Origin of the sequence: Amycolatopsis sp. NPDC051758 (assembly GCF_044453095.1) — a bacterium.
Classification (GTDB): Bacteria; Actinomycetota; Actinomycetes; order Mycobacteriales; family Pseudonocardiaceae; genus Amycolatopsis.
Window position 1 is genome coordinate 37659 of the sequence record NZ_JBITCJ010000002.1, and the last position, 17531, is coordinate 55189.

13 protein-coding genes are annotated in these 17531 nt (G+C 72.5%); 4 read left to right on the forward strand and 9 right to left on the reverse strand.

The annotated features are described in order from the left end of the window. Position 1: 1 nt before the first annotated feature. Genes ACIA5G_RS09540 through ACIA5G_RS09575 form a run of 8 tightly spaced genes read right to left on the reverse strand, consistent with a single transcriptional unit; the run spans position 2 to position 9650 of the window. Positions 2-1423 (reverse strand): arabinose isomerase, encoded by a 1422-nt coding sequence (locus tag ACIA5G_RS09540; protein ID WP_395922046.1) that lies wholly within the window; start codon positions 1421-1423, stop codon positions 2-4. A 9-nt stretch (positions 1424-1432) separates the two neighbouring features. Beyond that, complete coding sequence (locus tag ACIA5G_RS09545) at positions 1433-3451, reverse strand: bifunctional aldolase/short-chain dehydrogenase (RefSeq protein WP_395922048.1); 2019 nt, start codon at positions 3449-3451, stop codon at positions 1433-1435. A 2-nt stretch (positions 3452-3453) separates the two neighbouring features. Continuing rightward, a complete protein-coding gene (gene rhaI / locus ACIA5G_RS09550; RefSeq protein ID WP_395922049.1) occupies positions 3454-4629 on the reverse strand; it encodes an L-rhamnose isomerase in 1176 nt (391 codons plus the stop codon). Beyond that, positions 4626-4970, reverse strand: coding sequence for an L-rhamnose mutarotase (locus ACIA5G_RS09555; RefSeq protein ID WP_395922051.1), 345 nt, complete (start codon positions 4968-4970; stop codon positions 4626-4628). Before ACIA5G_RS09555 ends, rhaI begins: the two co-directional genes overlap by 4 nt. A gap of 55 nt (positions 4971-5025) precedes the next feature. Further along, positions 5026-6087 carry a rhamnose ABC transporter substrate-binding protein gene (rhaS, locus tag ACIA5G_RS09560; protein ID WP_395922052.1) on the reverse strand — a complete coding sequence of 354 codons (1062 nt, stop codon included), beginning with the start codon at positions 6085-6087 and terminating at the stop codon, positions 5026-5028. Positions 6088-6092: 5 nt separating this feature from the next. Then, a complete protein-coding gene (locus ACIA5G_RS09565; RefSeq protein WP_395922053.1) occupies positions 6093-7106 on the reverse strand; it encodes an ABC transporter permease in 1014 nt (337 codons plus the stop codon). Then, a complete protein-coding gene (locus ACIA5G_RS09570) occupies positions 7099-8136 on the reverse strand; it encodes an ABC transporter permease (protein ID WP_395922054.1) in 1038 nt (345 codons plus the stop codon). Before ACIA5G_RS09570 ends, ACIA5G_RS09565 begins: the two co-directional genes overlap by 8 nt. After that, positions 8133-9650 (reverse strand): sugar ABC transporter ATP-binding protein, encoded by a 1518-nt coding sequence (locus tag ACIA5G_RS09575; protein ID WP_395922055.1) that lies wholly within the window; start codon positions 9648-9650, stop codon positions 8133-8135. Before ACIA5G_RS09575 ends, ACIA5G_RS09570 begins: the two co-directional genes overlap by 4 nt. A 162-nt stretch (positions 9651-9812) precedes the next feature. On the opposite strand from ACIA5G_RS09575, the gene ACIA5G_RS09580 reads away from it, so the two are divergent. Then, the gene (locus ACIA5G_RS09580; RefSeq protein WP_395922057.1) at positions 9813-10847 is read left to right on the forward strand and encodes a LacI family DNA-binding transcriptional regulator; all 1035 of its coding nucleotides are present in this window, start codon (positions 9813-9815) and stop codon (positions 10845-10847) included. 79 nt (positions 10848-10926) lie between these two features. Beyond that, complete coding sequence (locus ACIA5G_RS09585) at positions 10927-13314, forward strand: glycoside hydrolase family 2 protein (RefSeq protein WP_395922059.1); 2388 nt, start codon at positions 10927-10929, stop codon at positions 13312-13314. 2 nt (positions 13315-13316) lie between these two features. Here ACIA5G_RS09585 and ACIA5G_RS09590 read toward each other — a convergent pair whose 3' ends face one another. Further along, on the reverse strand, positions 13317-13682 hold the full coding sequence (locus ACIA5G_RS09590) for a DUF488 domain-containing protein (protein WP_395922061.1): 366 nt from the start codon (positions 13680-13682) through the stop codon (positions 13317-13319). A 56-nt stretch (positions 13683-13738) separates the two neighbouring features. Between ACIA5G_RS09590 and ACIA5G_RS09595 the strand changes: the two genes are divergently transcribed. After that, positions 13739-14329 (forward strand): hypothetical protein, encoded by a 591-nt coding sequence (locus tag ACIA5G_RS09595; protein ID WP_395922062.1) that lies wholly within the window; start codon positions 13739-13741, stop codon positions 14327-14329. A 228-nt stretch (positions 14330-14557) separates the two neighbouring features. After that, the gene (locus ACIA5G_RS09600) at positions 14558-17527 is read left to right on the forward strand and encodes a BTAD domain-containing putative transcriptional regulator (protein ID WP_395922063.1); all 2970 of its coding nucleotides are present in this window, start codon (positions 14558-14560) and stop codon (positions 17525-17527) included. Positions 17528-17531 lie beyond the last annotated feature (4 nt).

A 17531-nucleotide genomic window follows, 5' to 3' on the forward strand; every position in this document is an offset into this window, starting at 1 on the left:
GTCACGGGCGTACCACGGTCAGTTCGAGACCGAGCAGGTCCGCGACGGCCGTCAGCTCGGCGACGCGGTGGCCGGTGCCGAGCGCCCAGTGGTGCGCGATCCCGCTGGCCGACCACGCGTCGGTCCACTCCCCCGGGTCACCCCCGAAGTCGACGCGGGACGTCGTGTTCCCGATCCGCAGCAGCGGCCCGGGCACCACCGTGCCTTCCGACGCGATGAGCTTGAACGTCCCGTCCCGCTCCTGCCCGAGCCCGCACAGCGTCACCGGCCCGTGCTTGACGTCGAACTCGACCGAGACGCCCCAGCCGCGCTTGCCGTGGTAGACGCCGAGGCCGCGCAGCAGGGGCTTGCGGGCGCTGATGCCGAGGTGCGCCGGGCCGTCGTGGCCCATCTCGACCACGTCGTCGCGGAAGTTCAGCGCCTGCAGCTCGGTGAACGAGCCGCCCGCGCCGAGCCGGTCCATCACCAGCATCGCCAGGGACGTGCGCAGCTCGTACTCACCGACCGCCGGGATGCCGCGCGCGGTGAGCAGGGACGCGCCGAGGATGAACCCGGCGCCGACCCGTTCGTGCGTCTCACCGTCGAGGCCGCGGTGGTAGTAGGCCAGCGAGTCGAGCGAGAAGTCCTCGACGAGCCGGTCGAGCGCGACGGAAACCCGGGCGCCCCAGGCGAAGTCTTCGTCCACAACGGACTCGTCCACGGTGAACACATCGCGGGCCAGTGTCATCCGGTCCTTGGTCTCGGTTTCGGAGACCTGCTCGACCCGCACCCGCAGGTCGTCGATCTCCAGGACCTCGACGTGCCCGCCGAGCTGCGCCGAGACCAGCGTCGGGTCGGTGGAGACGTCCATCATGCCCGGGTAGAGGTGCCCGAGCAGGCCGTGGCGCCCGTGCCGCAGCGCGGCCCGCACCCCGGCGGCCTTGATCCAGCGCTCGATGCGGGCCCAGGCTCGTTCGTCCTCCAGGTACCCGGACACCGACCGGAACTCGACGCCGACCCGGCGGAAGGTGTTGGCCATCTCCGGCAGCGGGCAGGCACCGCAGTAGGCCAGCCACGCGCCGGTGTCGAAGGACTCGTGGTCCATCACCTCGGTGGGCTGCAGGTTGAGCAGCAGCACCGGCGCGCCCGAGCGCTGCGCGACCGGGGCCAGCATGCTGGAGGTCAGGTACGTCGTGAGGAAGCCGATGATCAGGTCGCAGCCGGCGACCCGCAGCTTCTCCGCGGCGGCCGCGCCCTCCTGAGCGTCCGAGACGAACCCGGCGTCGACGATCTCGCAGTCCATTCCGGACAGCCGTTCGGCGACCCGCCGGGCCGACGCCTCCAGCTGCGGCAACAGCTTCGGGAACTGCGGCCAGTACGCGCCGAGCCCGCCGGAAACGAGCCCGACCCGCGTGCGGCGCGGGGTGATGCGGTCGAGGGTCATCGGTCCTCCTTAACGCAGGAACGCGGCGGCCACCCCGGCGTCCACCGGCACGTGCAGGCCGGTGGTGTGGGTGAGGTCGCCTCCGGTGAGGGCGAACACCGCGGCCGCGACGTGCTCGGGCAGCACCTCGCGCTTGAGGATGGTCCGCTGGGCGTAGAACTCGCCGAGCTTCTCCTCCTCCACGCCGTACACTGCGGCCCGCTGGGCACCCCAGCCGCCGGCGAAGATGCCGGAGCCCTGGACGACGCCGTCCGGGTTGACGCCGTTGACGCGGATGCCGTACGCACCGAGTTCGGCGGCCAGCAGCCGGACCTGGTGGGCCTGGTCGGCCTTGGCGGCGCCGTACGCGACGTTGTTCGGGCCCGCGAACACGGAGTTCTTCGACGAGATGTAGACGATGTCGCCGCCGTTGTCCTGGTCGATCATGGCCTTCGCCGCGGCGCGCGCGACCAGGAACGAGCCCTTGGCCATCACGTCGTGCTGCAGGTCCCAGTCGCGTTCAGTGGTCTCGAGCAGCGGCTTCGAGATGGACAGCCCGGCGTTGTTGACGACCAGGTCGATCCCGCCGAAGGCCAGCACGGTCGCGTCCACCGCGGCTTGGACGGCGGCCGCGTCGGTGACATCCGCGGTGACCGCGAGGCCGCCGATCTCCGACGCCACCTCTTCGGCCGCGGCGGTGTTCAGGTCGGCGATCGCGACACACGCGCCCTCGGCGGCGAGCCGCAGCGCGATGGCCTTGCCGATGCCCGAGCCCGCCCCGGTCACCAGCGCGATCCGCCCGGCGAGGGGCTTCGGCTTCGGCATCCGCTGCAGCTTGGCCTCTTCGAGCGCCCAGTACTCGATGCGGAACTTCTCGCTCTCGGCGATCGGCGCGTAAGCCGAGACCGACTCGGCGCCACGCATGACATTGATCGCGTTGACGTAGAACTCCCCCGCCACGCGGGCGGTCTGCTTGTCCTTGCCGAAGGAGAACATCCCGACACCCGGCACCAGCACGATCGCCGGGTCGGCGCCGCGCATCGCGGGCGAGTCCGGGGTCGCGTGCCGCGCGTAGTAAGCGCGGTATTCGTCGCGGTACTCGGCGTGCAGTTCCTTCAGCCGCGCGACGACGTCTTCCAGGGGCGCGGAGCCGGGCAGGTCCACGACCAGGGGCCGGACCTTGGTGCGCAGGAAGTGGTCCGGGCAGGACGTCCCGAGCGCGGCCAGCGGTGCGAGCTTCTCGCGGGCCAGGAATTCGAGGACGACGTCGCTGTCGGTGTAGTGCCCGACGACACGCTGGTCGGTCGACGCCAGCCCGCGGACCACCGGGGCGAGCGCGGCGGCCCGGGCCCGGCGTTCGGCATCGGGCAGCGCCTCGAAGCCGGGCACCAGCGGCCCGAACGGCTCCGCGGAACCACGCGAGGCCAGGAACTCCTCGGCCGTCCGGATGATGTCGAGGGAGTTGCGCTCGCACTCTTCCGAGGTCGCGCCCCACGCCGTGATGCCGTGCCCGCCGAGGATCACGCCGATGGCCTGCGGGTTCGCTGCCTTGACCGCGGCGATGTCCAGGCCCAGCTGGAACCCGGGCCGCCGCCAGTCCACCCACGCGACGCGGTCGCCGAAGCACTCCTTGGTCAGCGCCGCGCCGTCGGCCGCGGTGGCCAGCGCGATGCCGGAGTCGGGGTGCAGGTGGTCGACGTGCGGGGCCTCGACCAGGCCGTGCATCGCGGTGTCGATCGACGGAGCCGCACCACCCCGGCCGTGCAGGCAGTAGTCGAACGCGGCGACCATCTCGTCCTCGCGCTCGACACCCGGGTAGACGTCCACCAGGGACCGCAGCCGGTCCAGCCGCAGCACGGCGAGGCCGGACTCCTTGAGCGTGCCCAGGTCGCCGCCGGATCCCTTGACCCAGAGCACCTCCGTCGGCGCGCCGGTCACCGGGTCGGTGACGTCGCCCTTGGCGGAGGTGTTGCCGCCGGCGTAGTTGGTGTTGCGCGGGTCGGCCCCGAGCGCGTTGCTGCGCGCGATGAGCTGCTCCGGCACGGTCATCGTCATGCTCCCCATCCGGCCTGCGTGCCGCCGGCGCGCTCGGCCACGATCTTTTCCTGGTACCCGCTGCGGTGGTAGGCCGCAACCGGGTCCGGGTCGAGCCCGGCGTCCTCGCGCAGCTCGCCCAGCAGCGGCCGGACGTCGGTGTTGTAGGCGTCCATCAGCACGGCGTTCGCGGCGAGCACGTCCCCTGCCTGCTGGGCGGCGCGCAGTGCGGTGCGGTCCACGAGCAGCGCCTTGGCCGTGGCCTCCTGCACGTTCATCACCGACCGGATGATCGCCGGGATCTTCGCCTCGATGTTGTGGCACTGGTCGAGCATGAACGCGATCCCGTAGGCCGGGTCCAGCGCTTCACCGCGGACGATCTCATACATGATCCGGAACAGCTGGAACGGGTCCGCGGCACCGACCATGAGGTCGTCGTCGGCGTAGAAGCGCGAGTTGAAGTCGAACGCGCCGAGCTTTCCCGCCCGCAGCAGGAAGGCGACGATGAACTCGATGTTCGTGCCGGGGGCGTGGTGGCCGGTGTCGATGCACACCGTCGCCCGCTCCCCCAGCTCGATGCAGTGCGCGTAGGACGTGCCCCAGTCGGGGACGTCGGTGGCGTAGAAGGCGGGCTCGAAGAGCTTGTACTCCAGCAGCATCCGCTGGTCCGGGCCGAGCCGGTCGTAGGTCTCCTTCAGCGCCGCGGCCAGGCGGTCCTGGCGGTCGCGGATGTCGTCCTGGCCCGGGTAGTTGATCCCGTCGGAGAACCACAGCTTGAGGTCACGCGAGCCGGTCGCGTCCATGATGGAGATGGCTTCCAGGAGGTGGTCGGTGGCCTTGCGGCGGATCCCGGCGTCCGGGTTCGTCACCGAGCCGAGCTTGTAGTCCTCGTCCTGGAACACGTTCGTGTTGATCGCGCCGATCTCGACGCCCTGGTCACGCGCGAACGCGGTCAGGGCGCCGTAGTCGTCGACGCGGTCCCACGGGATGTGCAGCGCGACGCTCGGCGCGACCCCGGTGAACCGGTGCACGGTCGCCGCGTCGGCGATCTTCTCTTCGGGGGTGCGCGGGACGCCGGGCTGCGGGAACACCTTGAACCGGGTGCCCGAGTTGGCGTACGCCCACGACGGCGTTTCGATGCGCTGCGCCCGCAAAGCCTGCTTCACGGCTGTCAAGTCGCCCACGGCGATCACTGTCCTTCCGCGACGGTGGTGGGTTCGAGGTGGAAGACTTCGTCGAGCAACTGGAACCCTTCGTCGGGCGGGCCGCCGTCGAGGCCGGTGAAGAACTCCGCCATCTCCGCCTGCCAGCGGCCGTTGACCTCGGTCTTCGCCATCGCGGCCTGCGCGGCGTCGAGGTCGTCCGCCTCGACGTACCCGACGAGCAGGCCGTCGTCACGCAGGAACAGCGAATAGTTGCGCCAGCCGGTGTCGGTCAGGGCCTGCCGCATCTCCGGCCACACCGCGCGGTGCCGCTGCGCGTACTCGGCCTTCCGGTCGGGCTTCACCTGGAGGCAGAAGCAGTATCGGGGCACAGTCCGTCCTTAGTGGAGACCGGCCGGGCCGCGAACCGCGGCCCGGCCGGGGGACTCAGAAGTTGAACTTGTCGATGTTGTTCGTGTCGAAGGTCGTCGGCGGGCCGAGGACGATCTCGCCGTTCGCCCCGATCGTGTAGTCACCGAGCTTGCCGGCCTTGAACTTCTGGCCTTCGGCACCGGTGATCTGGCCCGAGGACAGCGCAACGCCGGCGTACGCGGCGAGGTAGCCGATGTCGGCCGGGTTCCACAGCGCGAACTGCTTCACGGTGCCGTCCTTGACGAAGGCGCGCATCTGGTTCGGCGTGCCGAGCCCGGTCACCGCGACCTTGCCCTTGTAGCTCGACGAGCTGACGTAGCGCGCGGCGGCGGCGATGCCCACGGTGGTCGGCGAGACGATCACCTTGAGGTTCGGGAACGACTGCAGCAGGCCCTGGGCCTCCTGGAAGGACTTCTGGTCGTCGTCGTTGCCGTAGGCGACCTTGTCCAGCTTGATGTTCGCGTACTCCGGCTTGGCGAGCTCCTTCTTGAGGACCTCGATCCAGGCGTTCTGGTTGGTGGCGTTCGGCGTCGCGGACAGGACCGCGATCTCGCCGGAGCCGCCGGAGAGGTCCTTGGCCTGCTTGGCCAGCGCCTCGCCGATGCCCTGGGTGGTGGCCTGGTTGATGAAGACGTCGCGGCAGTCCTTGGCGGCGTCGGAGTCGAACGCGACGACCTTGATGCCGGCGCTGCGGGCCTGGTTGAGCGACGGGCACACCGCGTTCGGGTCGTTCGCGGCGATGCCGATCACGTCCTGCTGCTGCTGGATCAGCGTGTTGATGTAGCTGACCTGCGACGACGCGCTCGCGTCGTTCGGCCCGACCAGCTTGTACTCACCCTTCAGCTCCTCGAGCGCGGCCTTGCCGCCGCTGACCTCGATGTCGCTGTAGGGGTTGTTGAGCTGCTTGGGCAGGAACGCCATCTTGACGCCCTCCTTGGCCGCGGCGTTCGGGTTCGCCGCCGCGGTGGACTGCTGGGCGCCGGAACCGGCGCTGTCGTCCTTCGTTGTGCCGCTGCAGGCGGCCAGCACGAGCACCAGCCCGGCCGACACTGCGCCGGTGATGAACCGTCGGGACATCTTCGTCACCTTTCTGGGGATACCGCGCTGGGAGCTGTGGCCCGGTTCCGCCGGCGGAGCGCCGTGCGGGCCGAGGACACGATGTTGGGCAGCAGGACCGACACGATGAGGAGCACGCCGGTCACGATGTTGAGGGCTTCGTTCGAGACGTCCTGCAGGCGCAACGCGTTCTGCAGGGTCGCCAGCAGGACCACCCCGGCGAGCACGCCCGGGAGCGTGCCCTTGCCGCCGAAGATGGACACGCCGCCGAGCAGTACGGCGGCCACGACGGCCAGTTCGAGGCCGAAGCCGTTGTCGGCGCGGGCGCTGGAGTAGCGCAGTGTCCACAGCACACCGGCGACCCCGGCGACCGCGCCGCTCACGACGTAGAGCCAGAACTTCAGCCGTCCGGTCCGGATCCCGGCGAACCGCGCGGCCTGCTCCCCCGCGCCGGCCGCGAAGACCCCGCGGCCGACCGGGGTCGCGTGCAGCACCACACCGAAGATCAGCGCCACGACGACCAGCGGGATCAGCACGTTCGGGATCGGGCCGTCACCGATGGTCCCGGTGACCCAGCTCGTGTAGTCCCGCGGGAAGTCGGCCACGGCGCCGTCGCCGAGCACCACGAAGGCCAGGCCCCGGTAGAGGGCGAGGGTGCCGATGGTGACGGCGAGGGCGGGCAGTTTCAGGACGGTGATGAAGAAGCCGTTGACCGCGCCGAGCACCGCGCCCAGCAGGATGCAGAGCGGGATGATCGTCTCGATCGACAGCCCCGCGTCCCACAGCGAGCCCATCACCGCCGACGTCAGCCCGAGCGTGCTGGCCACCGACAGGTCGATCTCGCCGGTGACGATGATGAACGTCATCGGCAGCGCGATCAGCGCGATCGGCAGCAGGTCGAGCAGCAGGAAGGTGAAGTTGCGGCTGGTGCCGAAGTTCTCCACGGCGCCGGAGGCGATGATCAGCACGACCACCGTCACCAGGACGACGGCGGCGTCCCAGCTGAGCAGCCTGCCGAGCCGGTTCCCGGTTTCAGACATGGGAATCCCTCTTCTTCAGTGCCTTGGCGACCCGGACGGCGACCAGCCGGTCGGCGCCGATGGCCAGCAGGATCAGCGCGCCGACGATCGCCTGCTGCCAGAACTGGTTGATGTCGAGCACGGCCAGGGCGCTGCCGATGACCGTGAGCAGCAGCGCGCCGAGGCCCGCGCCCCAGACCGAGCCGCTGCCGCCGAACACCGCGACCCCGCCGACCACGGCCGCGGCGACGACGTTCAGCTCGTAGCCGGTGCCGGCCGCCGCGTCCACGGTGCCGAACCGAGCCGCGAACAGGACTCCGGCGAGCCCGGCGAGCGCGCCGCTGACCAGGAACGCGGCGCTGGTGTTGCGGCCGACCTTGATGCCGGCGAGCTTCGCCGCCTGCGGGCTCGAGCCCATCGCGTACAGCTCGCGGCCGGCGCGGTAGCTGCGCAGCACGATCCCGGCGATCACCAGCACGACCAGCGCGATCAGCACCAGCCACGGGATCCCGAGGATCGACGCGGTGCCGAAGTCCAGGAAGGACGGCGGCAGCTTGTCGGCGTTGATCTGCTGGCCACCGGCCCAGAAGAAGCTGACCCCGCGGAAGGCGTAGAGCGTGCCCAGGGTGACGACCAGCGCGGGCACCTGCCCGTACCGGACGAGCACCCCGTTGAGCAGCCCGCAGACCGCGCCGACGACGAGCCCGGCGAGCAGCGCGACGACCACCGGCAGGCCCGGGTTGTCGCGCATCAGGGAGCCGACGGCGAACGCCGACAGGCCGAGCACGGACCCGACCGAGAGGTCGATGTTGCGGGTGATGATCACGACCGCCTGCCCGACGGCCAGCACCGCGAGGATCGCCGTGCCGAGCAGGATGTCGCGGATGCTCTGCCCGGACAGGAACCGGGAGTTCTGCGTCGCGGTGAACACGACGAGCACCACGAGGGCCAGCACGATGCCGGATTCGCGCGCCTTGAAGACGTTCGTGGTCCACGACCGCCGTTCGGCCGACGACTCCCGGGGCGCCGCGGCCACCTTGGTCGCGTTCACGCGGCCGCCCCCTGTCCCATCGCGGCGAACATGACCGAGTCTTCGGTGGCTTCGGCGCGCGGGAGCTCGGCGACGATCCGCCCTTCCCGCATCACCAGCACGCGGTCGGCCATGCCCAGCACCTCCGGCAGCTCGGACGACACCATGACGATGGCGACGCCTTCGGCGGCCAGCGACGACATCAGCCGGTGCACCTCCGCCTTCGTGCCGACGTCGATCCCGCGGGTCGGCTCGTCCACGATCAGCACCTTCGGCGCCATCGCCAGCCACTTGGCCAGCACGACCTTCTGCTGGTTGCCGCCCGACAGCGTCCCGACGGGGTCGCCGAGGCGGCGGTACTTGGTGCGCAGCCGCTCGGTCCAGCGCTCGGCTTCCCGCCGTTCGCTCGCCCCGGACAGCAGGCCGAGCTTCGCCAGGGCGCGCGAGCGCGGCAATGTCACGTTCCGCTCGATCGACAGGTCCATGATCAGCCCCTGCTGCCGCCGGTCCTCGGGGACCAGCGCCATCCCGGCGGCCATCGCCGTGCGGGACGAGTGCGGCTTCAGCTTCTTCCCGCTGACGCGCACGACACCCGCGTCACGCTCGTCGACGCCGAAGACGGCCTGGACGACTTCGGAGCGGCCGGACCCGACGAGCCCGGCGAACGCGACGATCTCGCCCGCCCGCACCGAGAAGGAGATGTCGCGGAAGACGCCTTCCCGGGCCAGGCCTTCGACTTCGAGGACCACCGCGCCGGGGGTGACGTCCTGCTTGGGGAACAGCGCGTCCAGGTCGCGGCCGACCATGCGCTTCACCATCTCGTCGACCGTGACGTCCTCGAGCAGGTCCGTCGAGACGTGCTTGCCGTCGCGCATGATCGTCACGCGCTGGCAGAGCTCGGTGATCTCTTCGAACCGGTGCGAGATGAACATGATCGCCGCGCCTTCTTCGCGCAGCGTCCTCGCGACCGTGAAGAGCCGCTCGACCTCGACGCGGCTCAGCGCGGCGGTCGGCTCGTCCATGATCAGCACGCGGGCGTCGGCGCTGAGCGCCTTGGCGATCTCGACGATCTGCTGGTCGGCGATCGACAGCCCGCGCGCCGGGCGGGCCGGGTCGATCCGGACGCCGAGCCGGGTGAAGAGCCGGTCGGCTTCGGCGCGGATCGCGGCCCGGTCGATGCGGCCGAGGCTCTTGCGCGGGTGGCGGCCCATCACGATGTTCTCCGCGACCGAAAGGTCCGGGAACAGCGTGGGTTCCTGGTAGATCACCGCGATGCCGGCGGCCTTCGCGTCGGCCGGGGAGCCGAACTCGACCGGCTGCCCGTCGAGGAGCAGCGTGCCGTCGTCGGGCTTGTGCACCCCGGCGAGCATCTTGACGATCGTGGACTTGCCGGCGCCGTTCTCGCCGACGAGCGCATGGGCTTCCCCGGCGTACAGGCCGAAGCTCACCCCGGCGACCGCCGCGACGGCGCCGAAAGACTTGGTCACGCCGCGCACCTCCAGCAGAGGGGCTCGGCCCGGGTCCTGCCGCGTCATCGCGACCTCCGGATTGAAAGGTTTCACAAACCTGGCGCGGTGACGCTACTATGCGGTTGAAGAGCAAGTCAATGCATCCGCCGAACCGTGGCCAAACGGCTTCAAGGCCGCGCAGTTCGTGGCGATGTTACGTTTCAACAGCGTCCGCCAGGAGGGGGTCCGATGACGGTCCAGGAGTCCGGCGCCGAGCCGAGAGCGGCCGGTATGAAGGACGTCGCCGCGGCCGCCGGGGTCTCCCTCGGCACGGTGTCGAACGTGCTCAACCGGCCCGACCGCGTCAGCCCCGCCACCCGCGCGAAGGTCGAAACCGCGATGGCCGAGCTCCGGTTCGTGCGCAACGAGTCCGCGCGGCAGCTGCGGGCCGGGCGCAGCCGGGTACTGGCCTACGTGATGCTCGACGGCAGCAACCCGTTCTTCACCGACGTCGCGGCCGGCATGGAAGACGCCGCCGACGCGAGCGACCTCTCGCTGTTCCTCTGCAACAGCGCCCACCAGCCCGCGCGGGAGGAGGCCTACCTCGGCCGCCTCGAACAGCAGCGTGTCCAGGGCATCCTCATCACCCCGGTCGATCCGGACGCAGCCGTGCTGCACGAGATCGCCCGCCGCGGCACGCCGGTGGTGGTCGTCGACCGCACCCCCGGCGGCACGACGCACTGCTCGGTGGCGGTCGACGACGTCTACGGCGGTGAGATCGCCGTGCGGCACCTGATCGAGCAGGGCCACGAGCGGATCGCCTTCATCGGCAACCACACGACGGTCGGCCAGGTCCGCGACCGGCGGCTCGGCGCGTTGCGCGCCCTGCGCGCGGCCGGGCTCGACGCGGACCGCCTCGTCGACCTCACGACGACCGCCCTGACGGTGGCCGACGGCCGCGGCGCCGGCGAGCGGATCGCCGGGCTGCCCGCGTCGATCCGCCCGACCGCCGCGTTCTGCGCCAACGACCTGGTCGCCCTCGGCCTGCTCCAGACGTGCGCGAACCTGCGCATGCGCGTACCCGACGACCTGGCGATCGTCGGGTACGACGACATCGAGTTCGCCGCGGCGGCCGCGGTCCCGCTGACCTCGGTCCGCCAGCCCCGGCGACGGCTCGGCCGCACGGCCGCGGAGCTGCTGCTCGCGGAGTCCGAGCCGGGCCACGAGCACCGGCAGGTCGTCTTCACCCCGGAGCTGGTCGTCCGCGCCTCGACCCTGCACTGAGCAACCCTTCGATCCGTTGTGACGTCTGAACCTCCGGAAGCGATGCACGGTGGGGGCACCCCGAGCCACGGAGGACTCGATGGCCGACTCTCAGCCGGGCCTGTCGCGGCGCGGGTTCCTGGCCGCCAGCGGCGCCGCGCTGCTCGGCGCGGCCCTCGTCGGCACCACCGCCGCCGGGTCGGCCGGGCTCGGCGAACCCGACCCGGATGCCGTGCGGCTGGGCGATTTCTGGCTGTTCGGGCGGTACGCCGACGGCTGCGCCGACCTCGGCTTCGACGAAACCGACCTCTCGCCCGTCCAGCTGCCTCACTGCGTGACGCCGCTTTCGTGGACCGGCTGGCAGCCGTCGTCGTGGCAGGACCGGTGGATCTACCGCAAGCACTTCACCGTGCCCCCGGTGATGACGGCCGAACGCGTCCGGGCGCGCTTCGACGGCGTCATGACCAACGCGGCGGTGCACCTCAACGGCACCCTCGTCGCCACCCACGACGGCGGTTACCTCCCGTTCGAGGTCGAGCTGCCACAGGTGACGGCCGGCGACAACGTCCTCGCCGTGGTCGTCGACGGGCGCTGGGCGCTCGACGTCCCGCCCAACCTGCCCAGCGCCGCGGGCCCGTCGGTGATCGACTTCTACCAGCCGGCCGGGATCTACCGCCCGGCCACCATCGGCACGGTGCCCCGCACCCGGCTGTCCGACGTCTTCGCGCGCCCCGCCGACGTCCTCTCCCCCACCCGGTCGCTGCACCTGAGGTGTGAGCTCGACACGACGGTCGCGCTCGACGAACCCGTGCGGGTCACGGCGTCGGTGCGGCAGGCGGGCCGGGAGCTGGCGCGTGGCTGGACCGACGTCGCGCCGATGCCGATCGGGGTCCAGACCGTCGAGTTCGACGTCGGCGGGCTCGGCGCGGTCCGGCTGTGGGACGTCGAGGACCCCGCGCTGTGCGACGTCGTGGTCGACGTCCGGTCCGGGCCGCGGTCGCTCGACCGGCGTGTGGTGCGGATCGGGTTCCGCGAAGCGCGGTTCACCCCGGACGGCTTCTTCCTCAACGGCCGGCGGCTGAAGCTGTTCGGGCTCAACCGCCACCAGTGGTACCCGTTCGCCGGCGGCGCGATGCCCGACCGGGTCCAGCGGCGTGACGCCGAGATCCTGCGGCGCGAGCTGAACTGCACCATGGTCCGCTGCTCGCACTACCCGCAGTCGAGCGCGTTCCTCGACGCCTGCGACGAGCTGGGCCTGCTGGTGTGGGAGGAGATCCCCGGCTGGGGCCGGACCGGGGACGCCGCCTGGCAGCAGCAGAACTTCCGGGACGTCTCGGGCATGATCACCCGCGACCGCAACCACCCGAGCATCGTCGTGTGGGGCACGCGGGTGAACGAGGCCAACGGCACCACGGCGATGTACGGCCGGACCGGGCGGCTCGCGCGGCAGCTCGACCCGTCCCGCCCGACCAGCGGCGCGCTGGCCAGCAGCACGGGTGCGCGGTTCGCCGGTAGCGACGTCGAGGTGCTGGCGTACAACGACTACACGGCCCGCCGCGGCGCGCCGTTCCAGCTGCGCCCGCCGCGGCCGGGGGTGCCGTACCTGGTGACGGAGTCGATCGGCACGCTCGCCGGCCCCCGCCTCTACCGCCGGATCGATCCGGCCGCGACCCAGCAGCTGCAGGCCGAACTGCACGCGAAGGCCCACGACCTGGCCGCCGCCGACGACCGCTACTGCGGGCTGCTGGCCTGGTGCGCGTTCGACTACCCGTCGGGCTGGCAGCGGTCGTCCGGCGGGTCGAAGTTCGCCGGGGTGTCGGACATCTTCCGGCTTCCGAAGCCCGCGGCGGCGTTCTACGCGTCGCAGGGTGACCCGCGGGTGCGGGCGGTGGTCGAGCCGGGTTTCGCCTGGGACTTCACGGCCCAGCCGGGCGGCCCGGGGCCGGGCGCGACGATCTGGTCGAACTGCGACCGGCTCCTGCTGTTCCTCGACGACCGGCCTGCGGGCCCGGCTCGCAGCCGCCGGGCGGACTTCCCGCACCTGCGGTACCCGCCGTTCGCCGTGGATCTGTCGGTGCCCCGGGGCAGCCGTCCCCAGCTGCGGGTCGAGGGTTACGTGGGTGACCGGCTGGTCGTCACCCGGCGGTTCAGCGGCGACCGGAGCCGGGACGTGCTGAGCTGCGTCGCGGACGACACCGAACTACGCGCCGACGGCTCCGACGGGACGCGAGTGGTCGTCGCGGCGATGGATCGCTTCGGCACCCTGCGGGCGGGGACGACCGGGCCGGTGACGCTGAGCCTGACCGGGCCGGGCGAGCTGGTCGGCGACTCGATGCTGGACTTCGGCGCGACCGGCGGTGCGGCTGCGGTGTGGCTGCGGCCTTCGGCGGGATCGCCGGGGACGCTCACCCTGACCGCCCGGCACGACACCCTGGGCACCGCCACCGCGACGGTGACGACGACCGCGGCCGGGGTGGCGCGGTCGTGAGGTCATCCCTCGCCGCTGAGCACTCCCGCCAGCACCGCCGCTTGGCTGATCGGTGGCGACCCGCTGGCCGTCAGCAACGTCACCGGACCGCCACTCGCCAGCTCCCGCAGCCGCTCCAGCGCCGCCATCCGCTCCGGCTCGCGCAGCTCCGCCCGGTACCGCTCGGCGAACTCCGGGAAGCGGTCCGGGTCGTGGCCGTACCAGGTGCGGAGCGCGTCGGACGGGGCCAGCTGCCGGTACCAGCCGTCGAGCACCACCGACGTCCGGCTGCTGCCGCGCGGCCAGACCCGCTCCACGAGCACGCGGACGCCGTCGGCGGGCCCGGCCGGGTCGGTCAGGCGCGCCACCCGGACGACCGTCGGCTGCATGCGCGCATTCTGCGATGCGCCCGCGCGCTTCGCCACTCCGGAAACCGGGAGCCCCGGTGCGCAACCGCGTGACCCCCACCGGGGACGTCGTCGACAGCACCCTGCGCGGCGCCTGGACCGGCAACCGCGGTGTGCTCCACGACGGCCACGAGATCGTCCGGTTCCACGCCGGTGACCTGTGGATCACCTGCGCGCTCGAGTTCCGCGGCCGCCGGCGCGAGCAGTGGCTGCCGAACCGCTACACGCACCTGTTCTTCCTCGACGAAGCCGTCTCGTTCGCCGCCGGGCACCGGCCCTGCGGCGAGTGCCGCCGCCCCGCCTACACCGCCTATCGCGACGCCTGGCCCGGCCGTCCGTCGGCCACCGGGATGAACCGGCAGCTGCACCGGGAACGGCTGCACCCCGGCACCCACGTCCGCCGGCTGCACGAGCTCCGCTGGGCCGACCTCCCGGACGGCGTGTTCGTGCTCCGTGGCGACCACCCGGAGCTCATTGTCGACGGGCACCTGACGGAGTGGACGACCGCCGGTTACGGCGGCCGGCAGAAGCTGCCCACGGCAGGAACCGTCCCGGTGCTGACACCACCGGCCACCATCGGCGTCCTGCGGGCCGGCTACCCCGTCCAGATCGATGCTGCCGCGCGCTGAACAGGACAGAGGGCCACCACGACGACCGGGGATAGGGGTCGCCGAGGTGGCCCTACCCCCAGCTCGTGCCGCCCGCGTGAGCGACCGCCGAACCCGTCGGTGACACCGGCGTCCGAGCCGGCCGTGGACATCGTCGGGGTTGGTGTCCTGCAGCCCGCCCAGGATCGCGGGCCGGGCCTGCACCGGGCTTGCAGTACGCTTGCACGCCGACGAGCGGGAGGTGACCGGGTGGAGTTCCGCGTCCTCGGCGCCGTCGAGGCGACAGCGGGCGGAGCCCCGGTCGACCTGGGCTCCCGCAAGCAGCGCCTCGTGCTCGCCGTCCTGCTCCTCGAAGCCGGCCGCCCGGTGGCGCGAGACCGGCTCGTCGACCTGCTCTGGCCCACTGCTCCCCCGGCGAGCGCCCGCAACACCGTCCAGGCGCTGATCTCCCGGCTGCGCGCGGTGTTCCGCGCCGCGGGCGGCCCCGAACTGGTCACCGAGGGCCCCGGATACGCCCTGCGAGCCGACCCGGAGGCGGTCGACGCGCACCGGTTCACCGCCCTCGTCCACCGGGCTCGCGCGGCCGACGACAAGACGGCCGTCGCGCTGCTCGACGAGGCCCTCTCACTCTGGCGAGGCGACGCACTGGCCGGCGCCGCGTCCGCCGAAGTCGCCGAACGGCTGCTGGCCGGGCTGAACGAAGCCCGGTGGAGCGCGCTGGAAGACCGGCTCGACGCGCAGCTGCGGCTCGGCCACGGCCGGGCCGTGCTCGCCGAGCTGACGACGCTGGTCACCGCGCACCCGCTGCGGCAGCGGTTCGTCGGCCAGCTGATGCTCGCCCTGCACCGCGAAGGCCGCACCGACGCCGCTCTCGCGGCCTTCCGCGGCCTGCGCGCCCGGCTCGCCACCGAACTCGGCCTCGACCCGGCGCCGGAGCTGGCCCGGCTGGAAGCCGGGATCCTCGCCGCCGACCCGGCCTTGGACGGCACACCCGAACCGGTGCGCCCGGCCCAGCTCCCCCACGACGTCCGCGGCTTCACCGGCCGCGCCGCCGAGCTGGCCCGGCTCGACGAGCCGGCCGGCGCCGGGCCCGGTCCGGACATCCGGGTGCTGACCGGCACCGCGGGGGTCGGCAAGACCGCGCTGGCCGTGCGGTGGGCGCACCACGTCCGTGACCGCTTCCCGGACGGCCAGCTCTACCTCGACCTGCGCGGGTTCGACGCCGACCACGAGCCGCTGACGCCGGCCGTCGCGGCCGCGCAGCTGCTGCGGGCGCTCGGCACCGATCCGCGCGCGATCCCGCCGGACCCGGACGGCCGGACGGCGCTGTGGCGCTCGCTCCTGGCCGACCGGAAGGTGCTGGTCCTGCTCGACAACGCCCGCGACAGCGCGCAGGTGACGCCGTTGCTGCCGCCGTCAGGCACCGTGCTCGTCACCAGCCGCCAACGTCTCGGCGACCTCATCGCCCGCACCGGCGCCCACGCGGTGCCGGTGGCAGTGCTGCCGGCCCGCGACTCGCGGCAGCTGCTGGAAACCGTCCTCGGGCCGCCGGCGGTGGCCGCCGAGCCGGCCGCGGCGGCGGAGCTCGCCCGGCTGTGCGGACACCTCCCGCTGGCGCTGCGGCTGGCCGCGGCGAACCTCGGCGCCGGCGAGGTGTCCGGCATCGCGGAGCTGGCGCGGGAGCTCGCCGACGGTGATCCGCTGGCCGGGCTGAGTGTCGACGGTGCCGAGGAAAGTGCGGTGACCACGGCGTTCTCGGTGTCGTACCGGGCGCTGCCCGCCGAGCACCGCCTGCTCTTCCGGCGGCTCGCGCTGGTGCCGGGCCAGACCTTCACCGCGCCGGTCGCCGCCCGGCTCGCCGGCGTCACCGAGGCCCGGGCCGGGCAGCAACTCAAGGCCCTCGCCGCGGCCAACCTTGTCGAACGGCACCTGCCCGGGCGCTACCGCTTCCACGACCTGCTGCGCAGCTACGCCGCCGGACGCGTCCCCGCCGACGACCCGTCGAGCGACCGGGACGCGGCACTGCGGCGGCTGTTCGAGCACTACCTGACCACGGCCGACGCGGCCGGACGCCGGCTGATCCCGCACTTCCTGCGGCTCCCTCGGCCCGAAGCCGACAACCCGTTCGAGGGCACCGAGGATGCGCTGGCCTGGCTCGACACCGAGTGGCCGAACCTCGCCGCCGCGGTCGAGCACGCGGCGGCGCACGGCCCGCGGGAGTACGCCTGGCACCTGGCCGACGCGCTCCGGGCGTTCTTCCACCACCGCGGCCACCACACCGAGTGGATCGACACGGCCACCACCGCGCTCACCGCCGCGCAGGCCGCCGGGGCGCGGCAGGCGCAGGCCGCGATGCGGCTGTCCATCGCGCTCGCCGGGGTCAACAGCGGCCGTTACGCCGAGGCCCGCACCCACCTGACGACGGTGCTGGCCGACGGGCTGGCGGCGGACTGGCCGGCCGGGCGCGCGGCGGTGCTCAACAACCTGAGCGCGGTGCACCAGCGGCTCGGCGACCCGCACGAGGCGATCGTGTGCGGTGTGGAGTCGCTGCGGCTGTGCGAAGAGCTCGCCATCCCGGGTGTCACGATGGCGCTGGCCAACCTCGGGTTCGCCTGCGGCCAGGTCGGCGACTTCGACGAGGCGCTCCGCCACTTCGGCCGCGCGCTGGAGATCGCCGAACACGACGGCGCGACGTTCAGCGTGGCCGTGCTGCTGGTCGACCTCGGGCACGTCCACCGCGACCTCGGAAGTCCGCTCGCCGCCGGGTTCTACGAGCGTGCGCTGACGGCCAACCGGGACCTCGGGTACCAGTACGGCGAAGCGGCGGCGCTGTCCGGCCGCGCGGTCCTGGAGGCCCGGGCGGGAGACGGCACGCGTGCCCTCGCCGACGCGGCCGAAGCGGTGGAGCTGACCCGCCGCATCGGCGACCGCGGCACCGAAGCGTCGGCCCTCGCGGCGTCCGGCGAGGTCTGCCTCCGCCTCGGCCACGCCGCGGACGCCGCAACGCACCTGACGGCAGCGCTGGACGTCGCCCGGGAGACCAGCTTCACGTGGTGCGAAGCGGCGGCGCTCACCGGCCTGGCCGAGGCGGCCCTGGCGGGCGGGGACGTCGAACTGGCCCGGACACACGGCGAAACGGCGACCAAGCTGGCCGCCCAGGCGGGCTACCGGCCCCTCGAAACCCGGGCCACCCGCCTCCTGGAGCAGCTGGGCGACTGAACGC